Source organism: Polaribacter sp. Hel1_85 (genome assembly GCF_000766795.1).
Classification (GTDB): Bacteria; Bacteroidota; Bacteroidia; order Flavobacteriales; family Flavobacteriaceae; genus Polaribacter.
Map to the genome: position 1 here is coordinate 1339216 of NZ_JPDS01000002.1, position 16513 is coordinate 1355728.

Annotated in this window: 27 protein-coding genes; all 27 read left to right on the plus strand. The window is 31.0% G+C overall.

Annotated elements, in window-relative coordinates:
* Positions 1 to 11: 11 nt before the first annotated feature.
* The 27 genes from rpsC (at position 12) to PHEL85_RS13185 (ending at position 16512) form a co-directional block, all read left to right on the plus strand.
* On the plus strand, positions 12 to 731 hold the full coding sequence (rpsC, locus tag PHEL85_RS13060; protein WP_036825693.1) for a 30S ribosomal protein S3: 720 nt from the start codon (positions 12 to 14) through the stop codon (positions 729 to 731).
* Between the two features lie 22 nt (positions 732 to 753).
* Positions 754 to 1185 carry a 50S ribosomal protein L16 gene (gene rplP / locus PHEL85_RS13065; RefSeq protein WP_036825694.1) on the plus strand — a complete coding sequence of 144 codons (432 nt, stop codon included), beginning with the start codon at positions 754 to 756 and terminating at the stop codon, positions 1183 to 1185.
* An 11-nt stretch (positions 1186 to 1196) separates the two neighbouring features.
* Complete coding sequence (gene rpmC / locus PHEL85_RS13070) at positions 1197 to 1388, plus strand: 50S ribosomal protein L29 (RefSeq protein WP_036825697.1); 192 nt, start codon at positions 1197 to 1199, stop codon at positions 1386 to 1388.
* A gap of 20 nt (positions 1389 to 1408) precedes the next feature.
* On the plus strand, positions 1409 to 1666 hold the full coding sequence (gene rpsQ, locus PHEL85_RS13075; protein WP_004568734.1) for a 30S ribosomal protein S17: 258 nt from the start codon (positions 1409 to 1411) through the stop codon (positions 1664 to 1666).
* Position 1667: 1 nt separating this feature from the next.
* On the plus strand, positions 1668 to 2036 hold the full coding sequence (gene rplN / locus PHEL85_RS13080) for a 50S ribosomal protein L14 (RefSeq protein ID WP_004568733.1): 369 nt from the start codon (positions 1668 to 1670) through the stop codon (positions 2034 to 2036).
* Positions 2037 to 2048: 12 nt separating this feature from the next.
* On the plus strand, positions 2049 to 2351 hold the full coding sequence (rplX, locus tag PHEL85_RS13085; protein WP_036825700.1) for a 50S ribosomal protein L24: 303 nt from the start codon (positions 2049 to 2051) through the stop codon (positions 2349 to 2351).
* An 8-nt stretch (positions 2352 to 2359) separates the two neighbouring features.
* The gene (rplE, locus tag PHEL85_RS13090) at positions 2360 to 2911 is read left to right on the plus strand and encodes a 50S ribosomal protein L5 (RefSeq protein WP_036825703.1); all 552 of its coding nucleotides are present in this window, start codon (positions 2360 to 2362) and stop codon (positions 2909 to 2911) included.
* 3 nt (positions 2912 to 2914) lie between these two features.
* Complete coding sequence (gene rpsN / locus PHEL85_RS13095; RefSeq protein WP_036825705.1) at positions 2915 to 3184, plus strand: 30S ribosomal protein S14; 270 nt, start codon at positions 2915 to 2917, stop codon at positions 3182 to 3184.
* Positions 3185 to 3346: 162 nt separating this feature from the next.
* Positions 3347 to 3745, plus strand: a complete 399-nt coding sequence (gene rpsH / locus PHEL85_RS13100; RefSeq protein ID WP_036825708.1) for a 30S ribosomal protein S8 — start codon at positions 3347 to 3349, stop codon at positions 3743 to 3745.
* Positions 3746 to 3754: 9 nt separating this feature from the next.
* Positions 3755 to 4300: a 50S ribosomal protein L6 gene (gene rplF / locus PHEL85_RS13105; protein ID WP_036825710.1), complete on the plus strand. Its 546-nt coding sequence runs from the start codon at positions 3755 to 3757 to the stop codon at positions 4298 to 4300.
* A gap of 11 nt (positions 4301 to 4311) precedes the next feature.
* Positions 4312 to 4662, plus strand: a complete 351-nt coding sequence (gene rplR / locus PHEL85_RS13110; RefSeq protein WP_036825711.1) for a 50S ribosomal protein L18 — start codon at positions 4312 to 4314, stop codon at positions 4660 to 4662.
* A 3-nt stretch (positions 4663 to 4665) separates the two neighbouring features.
* Positions 4666 to 5190 carry a 30S ribosomal protein S5 gene (rpsE, locus tag PHEL85_RS13115; RefSeq protein WP_036825714.1) on the plus strand — a complete coding sequence of 175 codons (525 nt, stop codon included), beginning with the start codon at positions 4666 to 4668 and terminating at the stop codon, positions 5188 to 5190.
* 11 nt (positions 5191 to 5201) lie between these two features.
* Positions 5202 to 5384, plus strand: a complete 183-nt coding sequence (gene rpmD, locus PHEL85_RS13120; protein WP_036825717.1) for a 50S ribosomal protein L30 — start codon at positions 5202 to 5204, stop codon at positions 5382 to 5384.
* Between the two features lie 14 nt (positions 5385 to 5398).
* On the plus strand, positions 5399 to 5848 hold the full coding sequence (rplO, locus tag PHEL85_RS13125; protein WP_036825720.1) for a 50S ribosomal protein L15: 450 nt from the start codon (positions 5399 to 5401) through the stop codon (positions 5846 to 5848).
* 13 nt (positions 5849 to 5861) lie between these two features.
* Positions 5862 to 7184 carry a preprotein translocase subunit SecY gene (secY, locus tag PHEL85_RS13130; protein WP_036825722.1) on the plus strand — a complete coding sequence of 441 codons (1323 nt, stop codon included), beginning with the start codon at positions 5862 to 5864 and terminating at the stop codon, positions 7182 to 7184.
* A 1-nt stretch (position 7185) separates the two neighbouring features.
* A complete protein-coding gene (gene infA, locus PHEL85_RS13135; protein ID WP_004568721.1) occupies positions 7186 to 7401 on the plus strand; it encodes a translation initiation factor IF-1 in 216 nt (71 codons plus the stop codon).
* A gap of 13 nt (positions 7402 to 7414) precedes the next feature.
* Entirely contained in the window at positions 7415 to 7531 is a 117-nt protein-coding gene (ykgO, locus tag PHEL85_RS17670) for a type B 50S ribosomal protein L36 (protein WP_004568720.1), read from the plus strand.
* Positions 7531 to 7896 (plus strand): 30S ribosomal protein S13, encoded by a 366-nt coding sequence (gene rpsM / locus PHEL85_RS13140; RefSeq protein WP_036825726.1) that lies wholly within the window; start codon positions 7531 to 7533, stop codon positions 7894 to 7896. Before ykgO ends, rpsM begins: the two co-directional genes overlap by 1 nt.
* 76 nt (positions 7897 to 7972) lie before the next feature.
* Entirely contained in the window at positions 7973 to 8356 is a 384-nt protein-coding gene (rpsK, locus tag PHEL85_RS13145) for a 30S ribosomal protein S11 (protein ID WP_036825729.1), read from the plus strand.
* An 81-nt stretch (positions 8357 to 8437) separates the two neighbouring features.
* Complete coding sequence (gene rpsD / locus PHEL85_RS13150) at positions 8438 to 9043, plus strand: 30S ribosomal protein S4 (protein WP_036825732.1); 606 nt, start codon at positions 8438 to 8440, stop codon at positions 9041 to 9043.
* 94 nt (positions 9044 to 9137) lie between these two features.
* Positions 9138 to 10130: a DNA-directed RNA polymerase subunit alpha gene (locus tag PHEL85_RS13155; protein ID WP_036825734.1), complete on the plus strand. Its 993-nt coding sequence runs from the start codon at positions 9138 to 9140 to the stop codon at positions 10128 to 10130.
* Between the two features lie 60 nt (positions 10131 to 10190).
* The gene (rplQ, locus tag PHEL85_RS13160) at positions 10191 to 10664 is read left to right on the plus strand and encodes a 50S ribosomal protein L17 (protein ID WP_036825736.1); all 474 of its coding nucleotides are present in this window, start codon (positions 10191 to 10193) and stop codon (positions 10662 to 10664) included.
* 99 nt (positions 10665 to 10763) lie between these two features.
* A complete protein-coding gene (locus PHEL85_RS13165) occupies positions 10764 to 11483 on the plus strand; it encodes a hypothetical protein (protein ID WP_036825738.1) in 720 nt (239 codons plus the stop codon).
* A gap of 127 nt (positions 11484 to 11610) precedes the next feature.
* Positions 11611 to 12297 carry a hypothetical protein gene (locus tag PHEL85_RS13170; RefSeq protein ID WP_036825740.1) on the plus strand — a complete coding sequence of 229 codons (687 nt, stop codon included), beginning with the start codon at positions 11611 to 11613 and terminating at the stop codon, positions 12295 to 12297.
* A gap of 72 nt (positions 12298 to 12369) precedes the next feature.
* The gene (gene carA, locus PHEL85_RS13175) at positions 12370 to 13476 is read left to right on the plus strand and encodes a glutamine-hydrolyzing carbamoyl-phosphate synthase small subunit (RefSeq protein WP_036825743.1); all 1107 of its coding nucleotides are present in this window, start codon (positions 12370 to 12372) and stop codon (positions 13474 to 13476) included.
* A gap of 284 nt (positions 13477 to 13760) precedes the next feature.
* Complete coding sequence (gene eno / locus PHEL85_RS13180; protein ID WP_036825744.1) at positions 13761 to 15050, plus strand: phosphopyruvate hydratase; 1290 nt, start codon at positions 13761 to 13763, stop codon at positions 15048 to 15050.
* 175 nt (positions 15051 to 15225) lie between these two features.
* Positions 15226 to 16512: a citrate synthase gene (locus tag PHEL85_RS13185; protein ID WP_036825746.1), complete on the plus strand. Its 1287-nt coding sequence runs from the start codon at positions 15226 to 15228 to the stop codon at positions 16510 to 16512.
* Position 16513 lies beyond the last annotated feature (1 nt).

Here is a 16513-nt window from a genome sequence, read left to right on the forward strand (position 1 = left end):
TCAAAGTAGAAATGGGACAAAAAACAAATCCAATTGGGAATCGTTTAGGAATCATCAGAGGTTGGGAGTCTAACTGGTATGGTGGTAATGACTACGGAGATAAATTAGCTGAAGATGATAAAATAAGAAAGTATGTAAATGCTAGATTATTTAAAGCAAGTGTTTCTAGAGTAATTATAGAAAGAACTTTAAAACTTGTAACCGTTACTATCACTACTGCACGTCCAGGTATCATTATTGGTAAAGGAGGTCAAGAGGTAGACAAGTTAAAAGAAGAACTTAAAAAAATTACAGGAAAAGAAGTTCAAATTAATATTTTTGAGATTAAACGTCCAGAATTAGATGCAAAATTGGTTGCAACTAGTGTTGCTCGTCAAATTGAAAATAGAATTTCTTACAAGAGAGCTACTAAGATGGCTATTCAAGCTACAATGCGTATGAACGCTGAAGGGATTAAAATCCAAATTTCAGGACGTTTAAACGGAGCTGAAATGGCGCGTTCAGAGCATTATAAAGAAGGAAGAATTCCTCTTTCTACTTTTAGAGCTGACATCGATTATGCACTTGTAGAAGCTCATACTCAATACGGAAGATTAGGTATTAAAGTATGGATTATGAAGGGTGAGGTTTATGGTAAAAGAGAATTATCTCCATTAGTTGGTTTGTCTAAAAAGCAAGGTAATAAAGGTGGTGATAGATCTAAACGTCAACAACCTCGTAGAAGAAAATAATTTTTAAAATTAGAAATTAAAAATGTTACAGCCAAAAAGAGTAAAATACCGTAAGGTACAGAAGGCGAAAGGAAATATGACTGGTATTTCTGGTAGAGGAAATCAACTTTCTAATGGAATGTTTGGTATTAAATCTTTAGACCAGAATTTATTAACTTCTCGTCAAATAGAAGCAGCTCGTATCGCGGCAACCCGTCATATGAAAAGAGAAGGGCAATTATGGATTAAGATATTTCCAGATAAGCCAATCACTAAAAAACCTTTAGAGGTACGTATGGGTAAGGGTAAAGGAGCACCAGATCATTTTGTTGCAGTTATTAAACCAGGTAGAATTTTGTTTGAAGTTGGTGGAGTACCAATCAATGTGGCAAAAGAAGCTTTACGTTTAGCAGCTCAAAAACTTCCGGTAAAAACGAAGTTTGTAATTGCAAGAGATTTTGATATTAACGCATAATTCTAAATAAAATGAAACAATCTGAAGTAAAAGAATTATCTATAGCTGATCTTAATGAAAAGCTTGGAGCGTTGCAAAAGAATTATACTGATCTTAAGATGGCACACGCAATAACTCCTTTGGAGAATCCATTGCAATTGAGAAGCTTAAGAAGAACTGTAGCAAGAATTGCAACAGAATTAACAAAAAGAGAATTACAATAATTCTATAGTCAGTTTTAAAGATGGAAAAAAGAAATCTTAGAAAAGAGAGAATTGGTGTTGTTTCTAGTAGCAAAATGGAAAAATCTATTGTTGTTGCTGAAACTAAGAGAGTAAAGCACCCAATGTATGGAAAGTTCGTATTAAAGACGAAGAAGTATGTTGCACACGACGAAAAGAATGATTGCAACGAAGGTGATACTGTTAGGATCATGGAAACTAGACCTATGAGTAAATCTAAACGTTGGAGATTAGTAGAAATCCTAGAAAGAGCTAAATAATATGTTACAGACAGAATCAAGATTAAAAGTCGCAGATAACACTGGAGCAAAAGAAGTTTTAGTGATTAGAGTTTTAGGAGGAACAAGAAAACGTTACGCAAGTATTGGAGACAAGATTGTTGTATCTGTTAAATCTGCAACTCCAAACGGAACTGTAAAAAAAGGTCAAGTATCTAGAGCAGTTGTTGTGAGAACTAAAAAAGAAGTAAGACGTAAGGACGGATCATATATCAGATTTGATGATAACGCTTGTGTACTTTTAAATCCTACAGAGGAGATGAGAGGAACTCGTGTATTTGGTCCTGTTGCACGTGAGCTTCGTGAGAAACAATTCATGAAAATAGTATCATTAGCACCTGAAGTGCTTTAAATCATTAATAAGATGAAGAAGTTCAAAATAAAATCAGGAGATACTGTAAAAGTGATTACAGGTACTAGTAAAAATTCTGAAGGTAAAGTTTTACAAATCCTTAAAGATAAGGATAGAGTATTGGTAGAAGGTGTAAACTTAGTTTCTAAGCACACTAAACCTAGTGCTCAAAACCCTCAAGGTGGTATTGTGAAAAAAGAAGCTTCTATCCATATTTCTAACGTTATGTTAGTTGAAGATGGAGTTGCTGTAAGAGTAGGTTATAAAGTTGATGGAGATACGAAGACTAGAATCTCTAAAAAAACTAAAAAATAAGAATAATCATGAGTTACGTACCAAGATTAAAAGCAGAATACAAAGAAAGGGTTGTAAAAGCTCTTACTGAAGAATTCAGTTATAAGAATGTAATGCAAGTACCTAAATTAGAAAAAATAGTTGTTTCTAAGGGTGTTGGTGCTGCAATTGCAGATAAGAAATTAATAGATTATGCTGTAGAAGAGTTGACTAAAATTACAGGTCAAAAAGCTATTTCTACAATGTCTAAAAAAGATATTGCTGCATTTAAATTACGTAAAGGGATGCCAATTGGTGTTAAAGTTACTTTACGTGGTGATAAAATGTACGAGTTTTTAGATAGACTAGTTACAGCTTCTTTACCTCGTGTAAGAGACTTTAACGGTATAAAAGCTAATGGATTTGATGGAAGAGGTAATTACAATTTAGGAATTACTGAACAGATCATCTACCCAGAAATTAATATTGATCAAGTGAAAAAAATTAGTGGAATGGATATTACTTTTGTAACTTCTGCAGATACTGATAAAGAAGCAAAGTCATTATTAGGAGAATTAGGTTTACCATTCAAAAAAAATTAAGAAATGGCTAAAGAATCAATGAAAGCTCGCGAACGTAAAAGAGCAAAAACAGTTGCAAAATATGCAGAAAAGAGAAAAGCTTTAAAAGAAGCTGGAGACTATGAAGCATTGCAAAAATTACCAAAGAACGCTTCACCAATTAGAATGCACAATAGATGTAAGTTAACTGGACGTCCAAAAGGATATATGAGACAATTTGGTTTATCTCGTGTTACGTTTAGAGAAATGGCAAATCAAGGATTAATACCAGGTGTTAAAAAGGCAAGTTGGTAGAAATCAAAAATAAAGCTTAAAAATAAAAATAGAATGTGTATCTTTGCACGCTCTATTTTTTTTGAGTATAAGAATTTTAACTGATTATAGGTTCAATTATCACAGAGAAATCTGTAGCATAAATAGAGGTATTTGAAAACCGTAATCGCAATATAAATAAGTATGTATACAGATCCAATCGCGGATTTTCTTACAAGAGTAAGAAATGCTATCGCAGCAGGACACAGAGTAGTGGAAGTTCCAGCTTCAAACTTGAAGAAGGAAATGACTAAAATTTTGTTTGATCAAGGGTATATTTTAAGTTATCAGTTCAATGACGATAAAGTTCAAGGAACAATTAAGATCGCTTTAAAATATGACAAAGAAACAAAAGAGTCAGTAATTAGAAAAATTCAACGAATCAGTACACCAGGTTTACGTAAATATGTTGGCTCTACAGAGATGCCAAGAGTATTAAACGGCCTTGGAATTGCTATTGTTTCTACATCTAAAGGTGTAATGACAAACAAAAAAGCACGTCAAGAGAATGTTGGAGGAGAAGTTTTATGTTACGTTTATTAATCAAAGGAAATGAGTAGAATAGGAAAAAATCCCGTTAGCATTTCACAAGGTGTAGATGTAAACATAAAAGACAATGTTATTACTGTAAAAGGAAAATTAGGAGAATTATCTCAAAAGATTTCAGACGGTATTACAATTAAAATTGAAGATGGAACTATTACTTTAGATAGAGCATCAGAAAGTAAAAACCATAAAGCACAACATGGTTTAATGAGAGCTTTAATCAATAATATGATTGAAGGTGTAAGTAAAGGTTGGTCTAAAGACTTGGAGTTGGTTGGTGTAGGTTACAGAGCCTCAAATCAAGGACAAAAATTAGATTTAGCTTTAGGTTTCTCTCATAATATTGTTTTAGAATTAGCTCCAGAGGTGAAAGTTGAAACAGTATCAGAGAAAGGGAAAAACCCAATCATTAAATTAACTTCATTTGACAAACAATTAGTTGGTCAAATAGCTGCTAAGATTCGTTCTTTCAGAGCTCCAGAGCCTTATAAAGGTAAAGGTGTTAAGTTTGTTGGTGAAGTATTAAGAAGAAAAGCAGGTAAATCTGCATAATATATAGTATTATGGCATTATCAAAGCTACAAAGAAGAGCTAGAATTAAGCGTAGAATCAGAAAGATTATTTCTGGTACATCTACTAAACCAAGATTATCGGTTTATAGAAGTAACAAAGAAATATACGCTCAATTGATAGACGATGTAAACGGAGTAACATTAGCTTCAGTTTCATCTAGAGATAAAGAAGTAAAAGCAAGTACTAAATCAGAAGCAGCAACAGTAGTTGGTAAATCAATTGCAGAAAAAGCTACTAAGGCAGGTATAGAAACAGTTGCTTTCGATAGAAACGGATATTTATATCACGGTAGAGTTAAAGTATTAGCAGATGCTGCAAGAGAAGCTGGTTTAAAATTTTAAGAAATTATGCAAGGATATAAAAACGTAGAAAGAGTTAAACCTAGTGGGTTAGAACTTGTTGATAAGTTAGTAGGTGTACAACGTGTTACTAAGGTAACAAAAGGTGGTAGAGCATTTGGTTTCTCTGCAATCGTAGTTGTTGGAGATGGTAATGGAGTTGTTGGTCATGGATTAGGTAAATCTAAAGATGTAGCATCTGCAATTGCAAAAGCAATTGAAGACGCTAAGAAAAATTTAGTAAGAATTCCTATTTTAGATGCAACTTTACCTCATGAACAAAAAGGTAAATTTGGTGGAGCAAAAGTATTCATCAAACCTGCATCTCATGGTACAGGGGTTATTGCTGGTGGTGCTGTAAGAGCAGTATTAGATTCAGTTGGTATTCATGATGTATTATCAAAATCTCAAGGATCATCAAATCCTCATAATGTAGTTAAAGCAACTTTTGATGCTTTATTACAGTTAAGAAGTGCAGCATCTATTGCTAAACAAAGAGGTATTTCTTTAGAAAGAGTATTTAACGGATAAATCTAAGAACGATGGCAAAAATTAAAGTTACACAAGTAAAAAGTCAAATCGGGCGTCTTCAAAGTCAAAAAAGAACTTTAGAAGCATTAGGTTTACGTAGAATGAATCAAACTGTAGAGCATGAGGCAACTCCATCTATAGTAGGTATGGTAAATACAGTTAAACACTTAGTTTCTTTCGAAGAAATTAAATAAGATATTTAGAAAAAATGAGTTTACATAATTTAACACCAGCAGAAGGTTCCATTAAAAAAGGAAAAAGAATTGCAAGGGGTGAAGGATCTGGAAAAGGTGGTACCGCTACAAGAGGTCACAATGGTCAGAAATCTCGTTCAGGTTATTCTAAAAAGATTGGTTTTGAAGGAGGGCAAATGCCACTTCAAAGACGTGTGCCAAAATTTGGTTTCACAAATATTAATCGTATTGAGTACCAAGGTATCAATTTAGATAAATTACAATCTTTAGTTGATAGTGGAAAGATAACTGATACAGTTAATTTAGACATTCTAATTGCTAATAGATTAGCAGGTAAAAACGACTTAGTAAAAATATTAGGTGGTGGAGAATTAAAATCTAAATTAAACATAACTGTACATAAATTTACAGCAACAGCAAAAGCAGCTATCGAAGCAGCTGGAGGAGAAGCTGTTACTTTATAACATCCCGTAAATGATGAATTTTATTAATAGATTAAAAGAAATTTTTAGCATAGAAGAATTAAAGAATAAGATTCTTCTAACTATCGGTTTAATTGCAGTATATCGTTTTATGGCGGCTGTTCCTTTACCTGGAATAGACCCATTACAATTATCAGCATTAAAAGATAGTACTGAAGGTGGTCTTTTAGGATTATTGAATGCATTTACAGGAGGAGCATTTGCTAGGGCGTCAGTAATGGCACTTGGTATTATGCCATATATTTCTGCATCTATTGTAGTTCAGTTAATGGGAATTGCGGTTCCTTATTTACAGAAATTACAAAAAGATGGAGAAAGTGGACGTAAAAAAATTACGCAAATAACTAGATGGTTAACTATTGGAATTACGTTAGTGCAAGCACCTACGTATATTACTGCTATTAAAACTCAATTTGGTTTAGGACCAGAGGCATTTTTAGTAACAGGAGCAACATTCTGGATATCATCAATCATTATCTTAACGGCAGGAACAATTTTTGCAATGTGGTTAGGAGAGCGTATTACAGACAAAGGAGTTGGTAATGGTATCTCATTATTAATTACAGTTGGTATTATCGCTAATTTTCCAGCAGCATTTTTACAAGAGTTTGTTGCAAAAACAACAAATGCAGGAGCTGGTGGAATTATGATGGTTTTAATTGAAATCATTGTTTGGTTTGTAGTAATTTTATTAACTGTGCTATTAGTTACTGCTGTTCGTAAGATTGCAGTTCAATATGCCAGAAGAACAGTTGCAGGAAACGTACAAAACGTTGCAGGATCAAGAGATTATATCCCTTTGAAATTAAATGCAGCAGGAGTTATGCCAATTATATTTGCACAAGCAATTATGTTTTTACCAGTTGCTTTGGCTCAAAGGTTTCCATTTATGGCAAGCTTACAGGATATGAATGGTCTTGGTTATAATGTTATATTTGCATTGTTAATTATCATTTTTAGTTATTTCTATACAGCAATTACTATTCCTACGAATAAAATGGCTGATGATTTAAAAAGAAGTGGTGGTTTTATACCAGGTATTAGACCAGGAAAAGACACAGCAGATAGATTAGACTCTGTATTATCTAGAATTACTTTCCCTGGATCGTTATTCTTAGCAGCGTTATCTATTTTACCAGCAATTGTAGTTCAGTTTGGAGTACAACAAAGTTGGGCTATGTTTTATGGAGGTACATCATTAATAATTATGGTTGGTGTTGCAATTGATACGTTGCAACAAATTAATTCGTATTTATTAAATCGTCATTATGATGGTTTAATGAAAGCGGGAAATAGCAACAGAAAATCGAATAAATAATATGGCTAAACAATCAGCAATTCAACAAGACGGAACAATTACAGAAGCATTATCAAATGCAATGTTTCGTGTAGAATTAGAAAACGGACATATTGTAACGGCTCACATTTCTGGTAAAATGCGTATGCATTATATTAAATTATTACCTGGAGATAAGGTGAAATTAGAAATGAGTCCATACGATTTATCAAAGGCAAGAATTACTTACAGATACTAAAAAAACAAAACAGATGAAAGTTAGAGCATCAGTTAAAAAAAGAAGTGCCGACTGCAAAATAGTTCGCAGAAAAGGTAGATTATACGTGATTAATAAACAAAATCCTAGATTTAAACAAAGACAAGGGTAATGGCAAGAATAGCAGGTATTGATATTCCAAAGAATAAAAGAGGAGTTATTGCTTTAACTTACATCTTTGGTATAGGAAGCAGCAGAGCAATTAAAGTTCTAGCAGAAGCAAAAGTAGATGAGAGCATTAAAGTTCAAGATTGGACAGATGATCAAATCGCAGCAATTAGAGAACAAGTAGGATCTTTCACAATTGAAGGAGAATTACGTTCTGAAGTACAGTTAAACATCAAACGTTTGATGGATATCGGTTGTCAAAGAGGAATTCGTCACAGACTTGGTCTTCCATTAAGAGGGCAAAGAACTAAGAATAACTCTCGTACAAGAAAAGGTAAGAGAAAAACTGTAGCTAACAAGAAAAAATAAGTTAGATAAGTAATCAAGATCTAATAATAGTTTTAACTATAGAATTAGAAAACTAAATTACTAAAACTGAAAAATTATGGCAAAAGCAAGTTCAAAAAAACGTAAAGTAATTATTGATGCTATTGGAGAAGCGCACGTAACTGCATCTTTTAATAATATCATTATTTCTTTAACAAATAAGAAAGGTGATGTAATTTCATGGTCATCTGCAGGTAAAATGGGTTTTAGAGGTTCTAAAAAGAATACTCCTTATGCAGCTCAATTAGCAGCAGAAGATTGTGCAAACGTTGCAAAAGAAGCAGGTTTACGTAAAGTAAAAGTTTATGTAAAAGGACCAGGAAATGGTAGAGAATCTGCTATTAGATCTATTCACAATGCAGGTATTGAAGTAACAGAAATTATTGATGTTACACCTATTCCTCATAATGGATGTCGTCCACCAAAGAGAAGAAGAGTATAATTAAATATTTTAACTTGATAGGAATCAGATTATCGAAGGAGTAAGCCTTAATTCATAATCCCTATCTATAACAAAAAAGAAATGGCAAGATATACAGGACCAAAAACTAAAATTGCTCGTAAATTTGGCGAAGCAATCTTTGGAGAAGACAAAAACTTCGAAAAAAGAAATTATCCTCCAGGACAGCATGGAAATGCTAGAAGAAGAGGTAAAAAATCTGAATATGCAACTCAATTAATGGAGAAGCAAAAAGCTAAATATACTTATGGTATTTTAGAACGTCAGTTTAGTAACTTGTTTAAAAAAGCACAATCTGCTTCTGGAATTACAGGTGAAATTTTATTACAGTTATGTGAATCTCGTTTAGATAACGTTGTTTACAGAATGGGGGTTTCTAACTCTAGAAGTGGAGCTCGTCAATTAGTTTCTCACAGACATATTACTGTTAACGGTGAAATCGTTAATATTCCTTCTTATAGTTTAAACGAAGGAGATGTTGTTGCTGTAAGAGAAAAATCTAAATCTTTAGTAGCTATCGAAAATGCATTAGCATCTAACAGCAATGTATTTGAATGGTTAACTTGGAATTCTGATACTAAAACAGGAACTTTTGTTAAAGTACCAGAAAGATTACAGATTCCAGAGAATATCAAAGAACAATTAATCGTAGAATTATATTCTAAGTAATAAATTAATCATATTGAAATTTAGCCAAAGGGTTTATAATTATTTCTTCACATTTATAAACCGCGCAACTAAATAACAATTAAAACGAAGAAAAATGGCAATTTTAAATTTTCAAAAGCCCGATAAAGTTATAATGATTGAATCTACAGATTTTTCTGGTAGATTTGAGTTTAGACCTTTAGAACCAGGTTTTGGTTTAACAGTGGGTAATGCTTTAAGAAGAGTTTTATTATCTTCTTTAGAAGGATTTGCAATCACATCATTAAGAGTTGATGGTGTTGAGCACGAGTTTTCTACAGTTCCTGGAATCGTAGAAGATGTTACAGAAATTATCTTAAACTTAAAACAAGTTCGTTTTAAGAAACAAATAGATGAAACTGATAGAGAAACTGTATCCATATCAGTATCTGGTCAAGAGCAATTTACTGCTGGAGACTTACAGAAGTTTATCTCTGGTTTTCAAGTATTGAACCCAGATTTAGTAATCTGTAATATGGATAAATCTGTAAAATTAAATGCAGAAATTACTATAGAAAAAGGTAGAGGATTTGTACCTGCTGAAGAAAATAAAAAAGCTTCTGCACCAATAGGAACAATCTTTACAGATTCTATCTACACACCAATTAAGAATGTAAAATATGCAATCGAAAATTTTCGTGTAGAACAAAAAACGGATTATGAAAAATTAGTTTTCGATATTGATACTGATGGTTCAATCAATCCAAAAGATGCATTAACTGAAGCTGCAAAAATATTAATCCACCACTTTATGTTATTCTCTGATGAGCGTATCACTTTAGAGGCAGATGAAATTGCACAAACAGAAACATATGATGAAGAATCATTACATATGCGTCAGTTATTAAAAACTAGATTAATTGATATGGATTTATCTGTAAGAGCTTTAAATTGTTTAAAAGCTGCAGAAGTAGATACATTAGGAGATTTAGTTTCTTTTAATAAAAGTGATTTAATGAAGTTTAGAAACTTTGGTAAAAAATCATTAACAGAGCTAGAAGAATTAGTTATTGTTAAAGGTTTAAGTTTTGGAATGGATTTAACAAAATACAAATTAGATAGAGATTAATTTTTCATATTTTGCTCCTCATAATGAGTTGATGCAAGATGAAACAATAAAACAAAGGTCATGAGACACGGAAAAAAGCATAATCATTTAGGAAGAACAACTTCGCATAGAAAGGCGATGTTAGCTAATATGACTTGTTCTTTAATAGAACACAAACGTATTAACACAACAGTGGCAAAAGCAAAAGCATTAAGAGTTTTCGCAGAACCATTAATAACAAAGTCTAAAAGTGATACTACTCACAATAGACGTGTTGTATTTTCTCATTTACGTGATAAATATGCTGTTACAGAATTATTTAAAGAAATCTCTGTAAAAGTAGCAGATAGACCAGGAGGTTACCTTCGTATTATCAAGTTAGGAAATCGTCAGGGAGATAATGCTCCTATGGCAATGGTAGAATTAGTTGATTACAACGAAATCTATAACCCTAATGGTAAAAAAGCAAAGAAAACTACTCGTAGAGGAAGAAGCAAAAAAGCTGATTCTGCTCAAGTAGAAGGAAATGCATCAGAGGAAAAGTCTGAAGAATAAAAAATGAAAATTTTTTAAATTATATAAAAGGGATAAACGTTTACGTTTATCCCTTTTATTTTATATTTTTAGAGCTTTAATTAAACTAAATATTATTTCATGAAAAAAGCAACATATATTTTAATTGTATTATTATCAGTTTCTCCCTCATTTGCTCAGGGCCCACAAGGAAATTCATCTAATTTACCTTCTGGTTCCAATGGTTTTGGAGGTGGATCTAATAATTATATGAATTTTGTTAAAGGTGAATGGGTAAAAAATAAAACTAAAACGGCAATTGATGGTAGTTTTTACTTATATGATGATTGGACTAATTTGGCTCAGATCTTTGATTTTAATAATAAAGGTTACAAGTTATTAAATTGTAATTTTAACATTAAACTTAATAGAATTGAAGCTAAATTGGAGGATGGTAATAAAAATATATATGCTTTTAATTCTAAAGATATTAGTAAATTTTATATTAAAAATACAACTTTTGTTTCAAAAGACATTGATTTAGGTGTAAGTCAATTATTAGAAGTTATTTATGAAAGTGATAAACTTTCTTTGTATAAAGCTTATGTGTCTAAAATTAAGTATGCTTCAGTAAATCCAATGACTCAAAGAAAAATTGGAAAAGATAGAGTGGTAATTAATAATGTTTTATATATTGAAAAAGGGGGTGAACTAAAAGAAATCAAATTAAAAAAATCTACAATTCTAAAATTATTGTCCAATAAAAAAGGTTTAGTAAAAAAGCACATAAAAAAGAATAATTTGTTAATTAATAAACAAACAGATCTTATAAATATTTTTAATTATTATAACTCATTATGAATTAAAAGAGGATAGACATTTACGTTTATCCTCTTTTTTATATTTGGGGAATAAAAAAAAATAATTCTAAAATTCTATATTATGGCATAATTTTTGTTGTTAAGTTTTAAGTTAAATACATACTATTATGAAGAAACTAATTATTTTACCTGTATTATTTATTTTTATCAGTACTTTTTCTCAGACTATAATTGTCAACAATAGTCTTAATGGAGAAAATAGTACAGGTAATGGAGGACTTGGAAGAGGAATTTGGACCAAGAATATTGAAAACAACGATATAAAAGGGACCACGTATTTACTTACAAATTGGTTAAACAAAATGATCATTTATACAAATGATAAAAATTCTTACAGTCTTAATCGTTCTAATTTCGATTTAATAAAAAGTAAATTTGTTACTAAATTTCCTAATGATTCAATTTTTGAATTTGATAATAATAATATAAAGTATGTTGAGTTAAATAATGTTATTTATAAAAGATATTATTTTCATTCTGCAGATCATTTTTTAGCAGTTCTTTTTAATGGGAATAAAATAAGTTTTTTAAAAAAGAACATTATCTATGTTAAAAAAGGGAAGATTAATCCTATGACACATAAGGAAATGATAAAAGATACTTATGCTATCAAAAATAAATATTTTGCATTTATTAATGGCGATCTGCTTGAAATTAAATTGAATAAAAAAGATGTATTATCTCTTTTAAAAGATAAAAGAAAAGAAATTAAAAGTTTTATTAAAAAAAATAAAATTTCTTATAGAAAAGAAGTTGATATTACAAAGTTATTTAAACATTACAATTCATTATAAACTAAAAGGGATAAACGTAAATGTTTATCCCTTTTTTTATATTTTTGCACCAACACACAACAACAACAATCAATGAAATATCAAACACGAAAGAAGGCTTTAGTTTTATTAGCAGATGGAACAATTTTTTATGGAAAGTCTGTAGGAATAGAAGGAACTTCTACTGGAGAAATCTGTTTTAATACAGGTATGACAGGTTATCAAGAAATATTTACGGATCCATCATATTTTGGTCAGTTAATGGTTGCAACAAATGCACATATTGGTAATTATGGAGTAAATAATAATGAAGTAGAATCTGATGGAATTAAGATTTCAGGTTTAATTTGTAGAAACTTTAGTTTTACTCATTCAAGGGTTGATTCTGATGGTAACTTAAAAGATTGGTTTACTGAACATAATTTAGTAGCTATTTCTGATGTAGATACAAGAGCACTAGTTGCATATATAAGAGATAATGGTGCAATGAATGCAATTATTTCTACAAATGTTGATAACATTGAAGACTTAAAAAAACAATTAGCAGAAGTACCAAGTATGGAAGGTTTAGAATTAGCTTCTAAAGTTTCAACAGAAGAACCTTACTTAGTTGGAGATGAAAATTCCGACATTAAAATATCAGCTCTAGATATTGGAATTAAAAAGAATATTTTAAGAAATTTAGCTAAAAGGGGAGCTTGTATAAAAGTATTTCCTTATAATTCTTCTTTTGAAGATTTAGCTTCTTTTAATCCTGATGGATATTTTATTTCAAATGGACCTGGAGATCCAGAACCATTAATTGAAGCTCAGGAAGTTGCAAGAGAAATTATTAAAAGAGATTTACCTTTATTTGGTATTTGTCTTGGACATCAAGTTATTGCATTAGCAAACGGAATTTCAACTTACAAAATGCATAATGGTCATAGAGGTATAAATCATCCTGTTAAGAATTTATTAACTGGTAAAGGTGAAATTACTTCTCAAAATCATGGTTTTGCAATTAATAGAGAAGATGCTGAATCTAATGAGAATGTAGAAATTACACATGTTCATTTAAATGATCATACTGTTGCAGGAATCCGATTAAAAAACAGGAATGCATTTTCTGTACAATATCATCCAGAAGCTAGTCCAGGACCACATGATTCAGAATATTTATTTGATCAATTTATAGAAAATATCAAAGGATCAAAATAAGTTATATCGTAACTTTATTATTATTGGTCGAATGTTTTTGGACATTCATCTACTTTTTAATGTTTACAAAGTATTATATAACTATTTTTGAATTGTGATGTAAAAATCACATTCTTTTTCATAGCAATTTTCCCACTCATTCTGTGAGTGGGTTTTTTATTTACTCAAATTCTTCTTAGCAAACGTTTTCGTAATTAATTAAAGACAAACTATTAAATGCCTTATACATTTCGTAATTTAGCAATCGTAATTAGAAGATTTAAAATTAATTAAAAAATAATAAAATGAGTATTATAATCAGCGTTCACGCACGTCAAATTTTTGATTCAAGAGGTAACCCAACAGTAGAAGTAGATGTAACTACAGAAAATGGTGTTTTAGGTAGAGCAGCAGTTCCTTCTGGAGCTTCTACAGGAGAACATGAAGCTGTTGAATTACGTGATGGAGGTAAAGATTACATGGGTAAAGGTGTTTTAAAAGCAGTAGATAATGTTAACAACATTATTGCAGCAGAATTATTAGGAACATCAGTTTTCGAACAAAATGCAATTGATCAATTAATGATTGATTTAGACGGAACCCCAAATAAATCTAAATTAGGTGCTAATGCAATTTTAGGAGTTTCTTTAGCTGCCGCTAAAGCTGCTGCAAATGAATTAGGAATGCCTTTATATAGATATGTAGGTGGTGTTTCTGCTAATACTTTGCCTTTGCCAATGATGAATATTATTAATGGTGGTTCTCATTCTGATGCACCTATTGCATTTCAAGAATTTATGATTATGCCAGTTAAAGCAGAAACTTTTACGGAAGCTATGAAAATGGGTTCTGAAATTTTTCATAATTTAAAGAAAGTATTACATGATAGAAATTTATCTACAGCTGTAGGTGATGAAGGTGGTTTTGCTCCAAACCTAGCAGGAGGTACAGAAGACGCTTTAGAAACTATTGCTCTAGCAGTTAAAAATGCTGGATATTCTTTTGGTGATGAAATTAAAATTGCCTTAGATTGTGCTGCTGCAGAATTTTATAAAGATGGTAAATACGATTACACTTTATTTGAAGGTGAAACAGGTAAGATTAGAACTAGTAAAGAACAAGCTGATTATTTAGCTGAATTAGCTGGTAAATACCCTATTATTTCGATTGAAGATGGTATGGATGAAAACGATTGGGATGGTTGGAAATATTTAACTGAAAAAATCGGAGATAAAGTACAATTAGTTGGTGATGATTTATTTGTTACAAACGTAGAGCGTTTATCTAGAGGTATTGAAAACGGAATTGCAAATTCAATTTTAATTAAAGTAAACCAAATTGGTTCTTTAACTGAAACTATTGCAGCTGTAAATATGGCTAAAAATGCTGGATTTACTTCAGTTATGTCTCATAGATCAGGAGAAACAGAAGATAATACTATTGCTGATTTAGCAGTAGCATTAAACTGTGGTCAAATTAAAACTGGTTCTGCTTCTCGTTCTGATAGAATGGCAAAATACAATCAATTATTACGTATCGAAGAAGAATTAGGTGAGGTAGCTTATTTCCCAAAAGAAAAAGCTTTTAATATTTAAGAAAACTTCTCTTTTTATAAATGAAACCTCATAAGAAATTATGAGGTTTTTTTGTGGAATTCTTATATAATTTTATGTTATCTTAAAATATCTAAAAACTATTGCTTCAACCCTTGAAAATCCTGTAAAATATGATATCTTTGTAAAACTAAACAACACATTAAATCATCATTAAATGTCAGATACAGCTAAATTACAGATTGGAGATAATTCTTACGAATTTCCACTTGTAAAAGGAACCGAAAATGAAGTTGCCATTAATATTAAAACATTAAGAACAGCAACCAATGGAATAATAACAATAGACCCAGGTTATAAGAATACAGGTTCTTGTGAAAGCGCAATTACTTTTTTAGATGGAGAAAAGGGAATTTTACGTTATAGAGGTTATTCAATTGAAGAATTAGCAGAAAAAGCAGATTTTTTAGAAGTATCTTATGCTTTAATTTTTGGTAATTTACCAAACAAAGAAGAACTAGCAAAATTTGATGCAGACATTAAGCGTCATTCTTTAGTAGATGATGATGTAAGAAAAATTATTGAAGCATTTCCAAGAAACGCCCATCCTATGGGAGTATTATCTTCTTTAACAAGTGCTTTAACAGCTTTTAATCCTTCTTCTGTAGATATAAATTCTCGTGAAGAAATGTATACTGCAATTGTTAAAATATTTGCTAAGTTTCCTACTTTGGTAGCTTGGACAATGAGAAAGAAAAAAGGATTTCACTTAAATTATGGAAGAAAAAATTTAGGGTATGTTGAAAATCTAATGTACATGATGTTTAAACAACCTAATGAAGATTTTGTAGTAAATCCAATCATTAAAAATGCATTAGATAAATTATTAATCTTACACGCAGATCATGAGCAAAATTGTTCTACATCTACTGTTAGAATAGTGGGTTCTTCTCATGCGGGTTTATTTGCTTCTCTTTCTGCAGGAATTTCTGCACTTTGGGGGCCATTACATGGTGGAGCAAATCAAGCAGTTTTAGAAATGTTAGAAGCTATTAAAGCTGATGGTGGAGATACTAAAAAGTACATGGCTAAAGCAAAAGATAAAAATGATCCCTTCCGTTTAATGGGATTTGGTCATAGAGTTTATAAAAACTTTGATCCGAGAGCTAAAATTATTAAAGCTGCAGCTGATGAAGTTTTAAATGATTTAGGAGTTGATGATCCAATTTTAGATATTGCTCGTGGTTTAGAGAAAGAAGCATTAAATGACCCTTATTTTGTTGAAAGAAAATTATATCCGAATGTAGATTTCTATTCTGGAATAATATACAGAGCAATGGGTATTCCTACAGATATGTTCACAGTAATGTTTGCTTTAGGTCGTTTACCAGGATGGATTGCACAATGGAAAGAAATGCGTCTTAGAAAAGAGCCAATTGGTCGTCCTCGTCAAATTTATATAGGAGAAAATTTAAGACATTTTACAGAATTAGAGAAAAGATAAA

What these genes read in the sequence shown, in the direction of transcription:
- rpsC (WP_036825693.1), top strand. Translation starts at nt 12, where the DNA reads ATGGGACAAAAAACAAATCCAATTGGGAATCGTTTAGGAATCATCAGA.
- rplP (WP_036825694.1), top strand. Translation starts at nt 754, where the DNA reads ATGTTACAGCCAAAAAGAGTAAAATACCGTAAGGTACAGAAGGCGAAA.
- rpmC (WP_036825697.1), top strand. Translation starts at nt 1,197, where the DNA reads ATGAAACAATCTGAAGTAAAAGAATTATCTATAGCTGATCTTAATGAA.
- rpsQ (WP_004568734.1), top strand. Translation starts at nt 1,409, where the DNA reads ATGGAAAAAAGAAATCTTAGAAAAGAGAGAATTGGTGTTGTTTCTAGT.
- rplN (WP_004568733.1), top strand. Translation starts at nt 1,668, where the DNA reads ATGTTACAGACAGAATCAAGATTAAAAGTCGCAGATAACACTGGAGCA.
- rplX (WP_036825700.1), top strand. Translation starts at nt 2,049, where the DNA reads ATGAAGAAGTTCAAAATAAAATCAGGAGATACTGTAAAAGTGATTACA.
- rplE (WP_036825703.1), top strand. Translation starts at nt 2,360, where the DNA reads ATGAGTTACGTACCAAGATTAAAAGCAGAATACAAAGAAAGGGTTGTA.
- rpsN (WP_036825705.1), top strand. Translation starts at nt 2,915, where the DNA reads ATGGCTAAAGAATCAATGAAAGCTCGCGAACGTAAAAGAGCAAAAACA.
- rpsH (WP_036825708.1), top strand. Translation starts at nt 3,347, where the DNA reads ATGTATACAGATCCAATCGCGGATTTTCTTACAAGAGTAAGAAATGCT.
- rplF (WP_036825710.1), top strand. Translation starts at nt 3,755, where the DNA reads ATGAGTAGAATAGGAAAAAATCCCGTTAGCATTTCACAAGGTGTAGAT.
- rplR (WP_036825711.1), top strand. Translation starts at nt 4,312, where the DNA reads ATGGCATTATCAAAGCTACAAAGAAGAGCTAGAATTAAGCGTAGAATC.
- rpmD (WP_036825717.1), top strand. Translation starts at nt 5,202, where the DNA reads ATGGCAAAAATTAAAGTTACACAAGTAAAAAGTCAAATCGGGCGTCTT.
- rplO (WP_036825720.1), top strand. Translation starts at nt 5,399, where the DNA reads ATGAGTTTACATAATTTAACACCAGCAGAAGGTTCCATTAAAAAAGGA.
- secY (WP_036825722.1), top strand. Translation starts at nt 5,862, where the DNA reads ATGAATTTTATTAATAGATTAAAAGAAATTTTTAGCATAGAAGAATTA.
- infA (WP_004568721.1), top strand. Translation starts at nt 7,186, where the DNA reads ATGGCTAAACAATCAGCAATTCAACAAGACGGAACAATTACAGAAGCA.
- ykgO (WP_004568720.1), top strand. Translation starts at nt 7,415, where the DNA reads ATGAAAGTTAGAGCATCAGTTAAAAAAAGAAGTGCCGACTGCAAAATA.
- rpsM (WP_036825726.1), top strand. Translation starts at nt 7,531, where the DNA reads ATGGCAAGAATAGCAGGTATTGATATTCCAAAGAATAAAAGAGGAGTT.
- rpsK (WP_036825729.1), top strand. Translation starts at nt 7,973, where the DNA reads ATGGCAAAAGCAAGTTCAAAAAAACGTAAAGTAATTATTGATGCTATT.
- rpsD (WP_036825732.1), top strand. Translation starts at nt 8,438, where the DNA reads ATGGCAAGATATACAGGACCAAAAACTAAAATTGCTCGTAAATTTGGC.
- PHEL85_RS13155 (WP_036825734.1), top strand. Translation starts at nt 9,138, where the DNA reads ATGGCAATTTTAAATTTTCAAAAGCCCGATAAAGTTATAATGATTGAA.
- rplQ (WP_036825736.1), top strand. Translation starts at nt 10,191, where the DNA reads ATGAGACACGGAAAAAAGCATAATCATTTAGGAAGAACAACTTCGCAT.
- PHEL85_RS13165 (WP_036825738.1), top strand. Translation starts at nt 10,764, where the DNA reads ATGAAAAAAGCAACATATATTTTAATTGTATTATTATCAGTTTCTCCC.
- PHEL85_RS13170 (WP_036825740.1), top strand. Translation starts at nt 11,611, where the DNA reads ATGAAGAAACTAATTATTTTACCTGTATTATTTATTTTTATCAGTACT.
- carA (WP_036825743.1), top strand. Translation starts at nt 12,370, where the DNA reads ATGAAATATCAAACACGAAAGAAGGCTTTAGTTTTATTAGCAGATGGA.
- eno (WP_036825744.1), top strand. Translation starts at nt 13,761, where the DNA reads ATGAGTATTATAATCAGCGTTCACGCACGTCAAATTTTTGATTCAAGA.
- PHEL85_RS13185 (WP_036825746.1), top strand. Translation starts at nt 15,226, where the DNA reads ATGTCAGATACAGCTAAATTACAGATTGGAGATAATTCTTACGAATTT.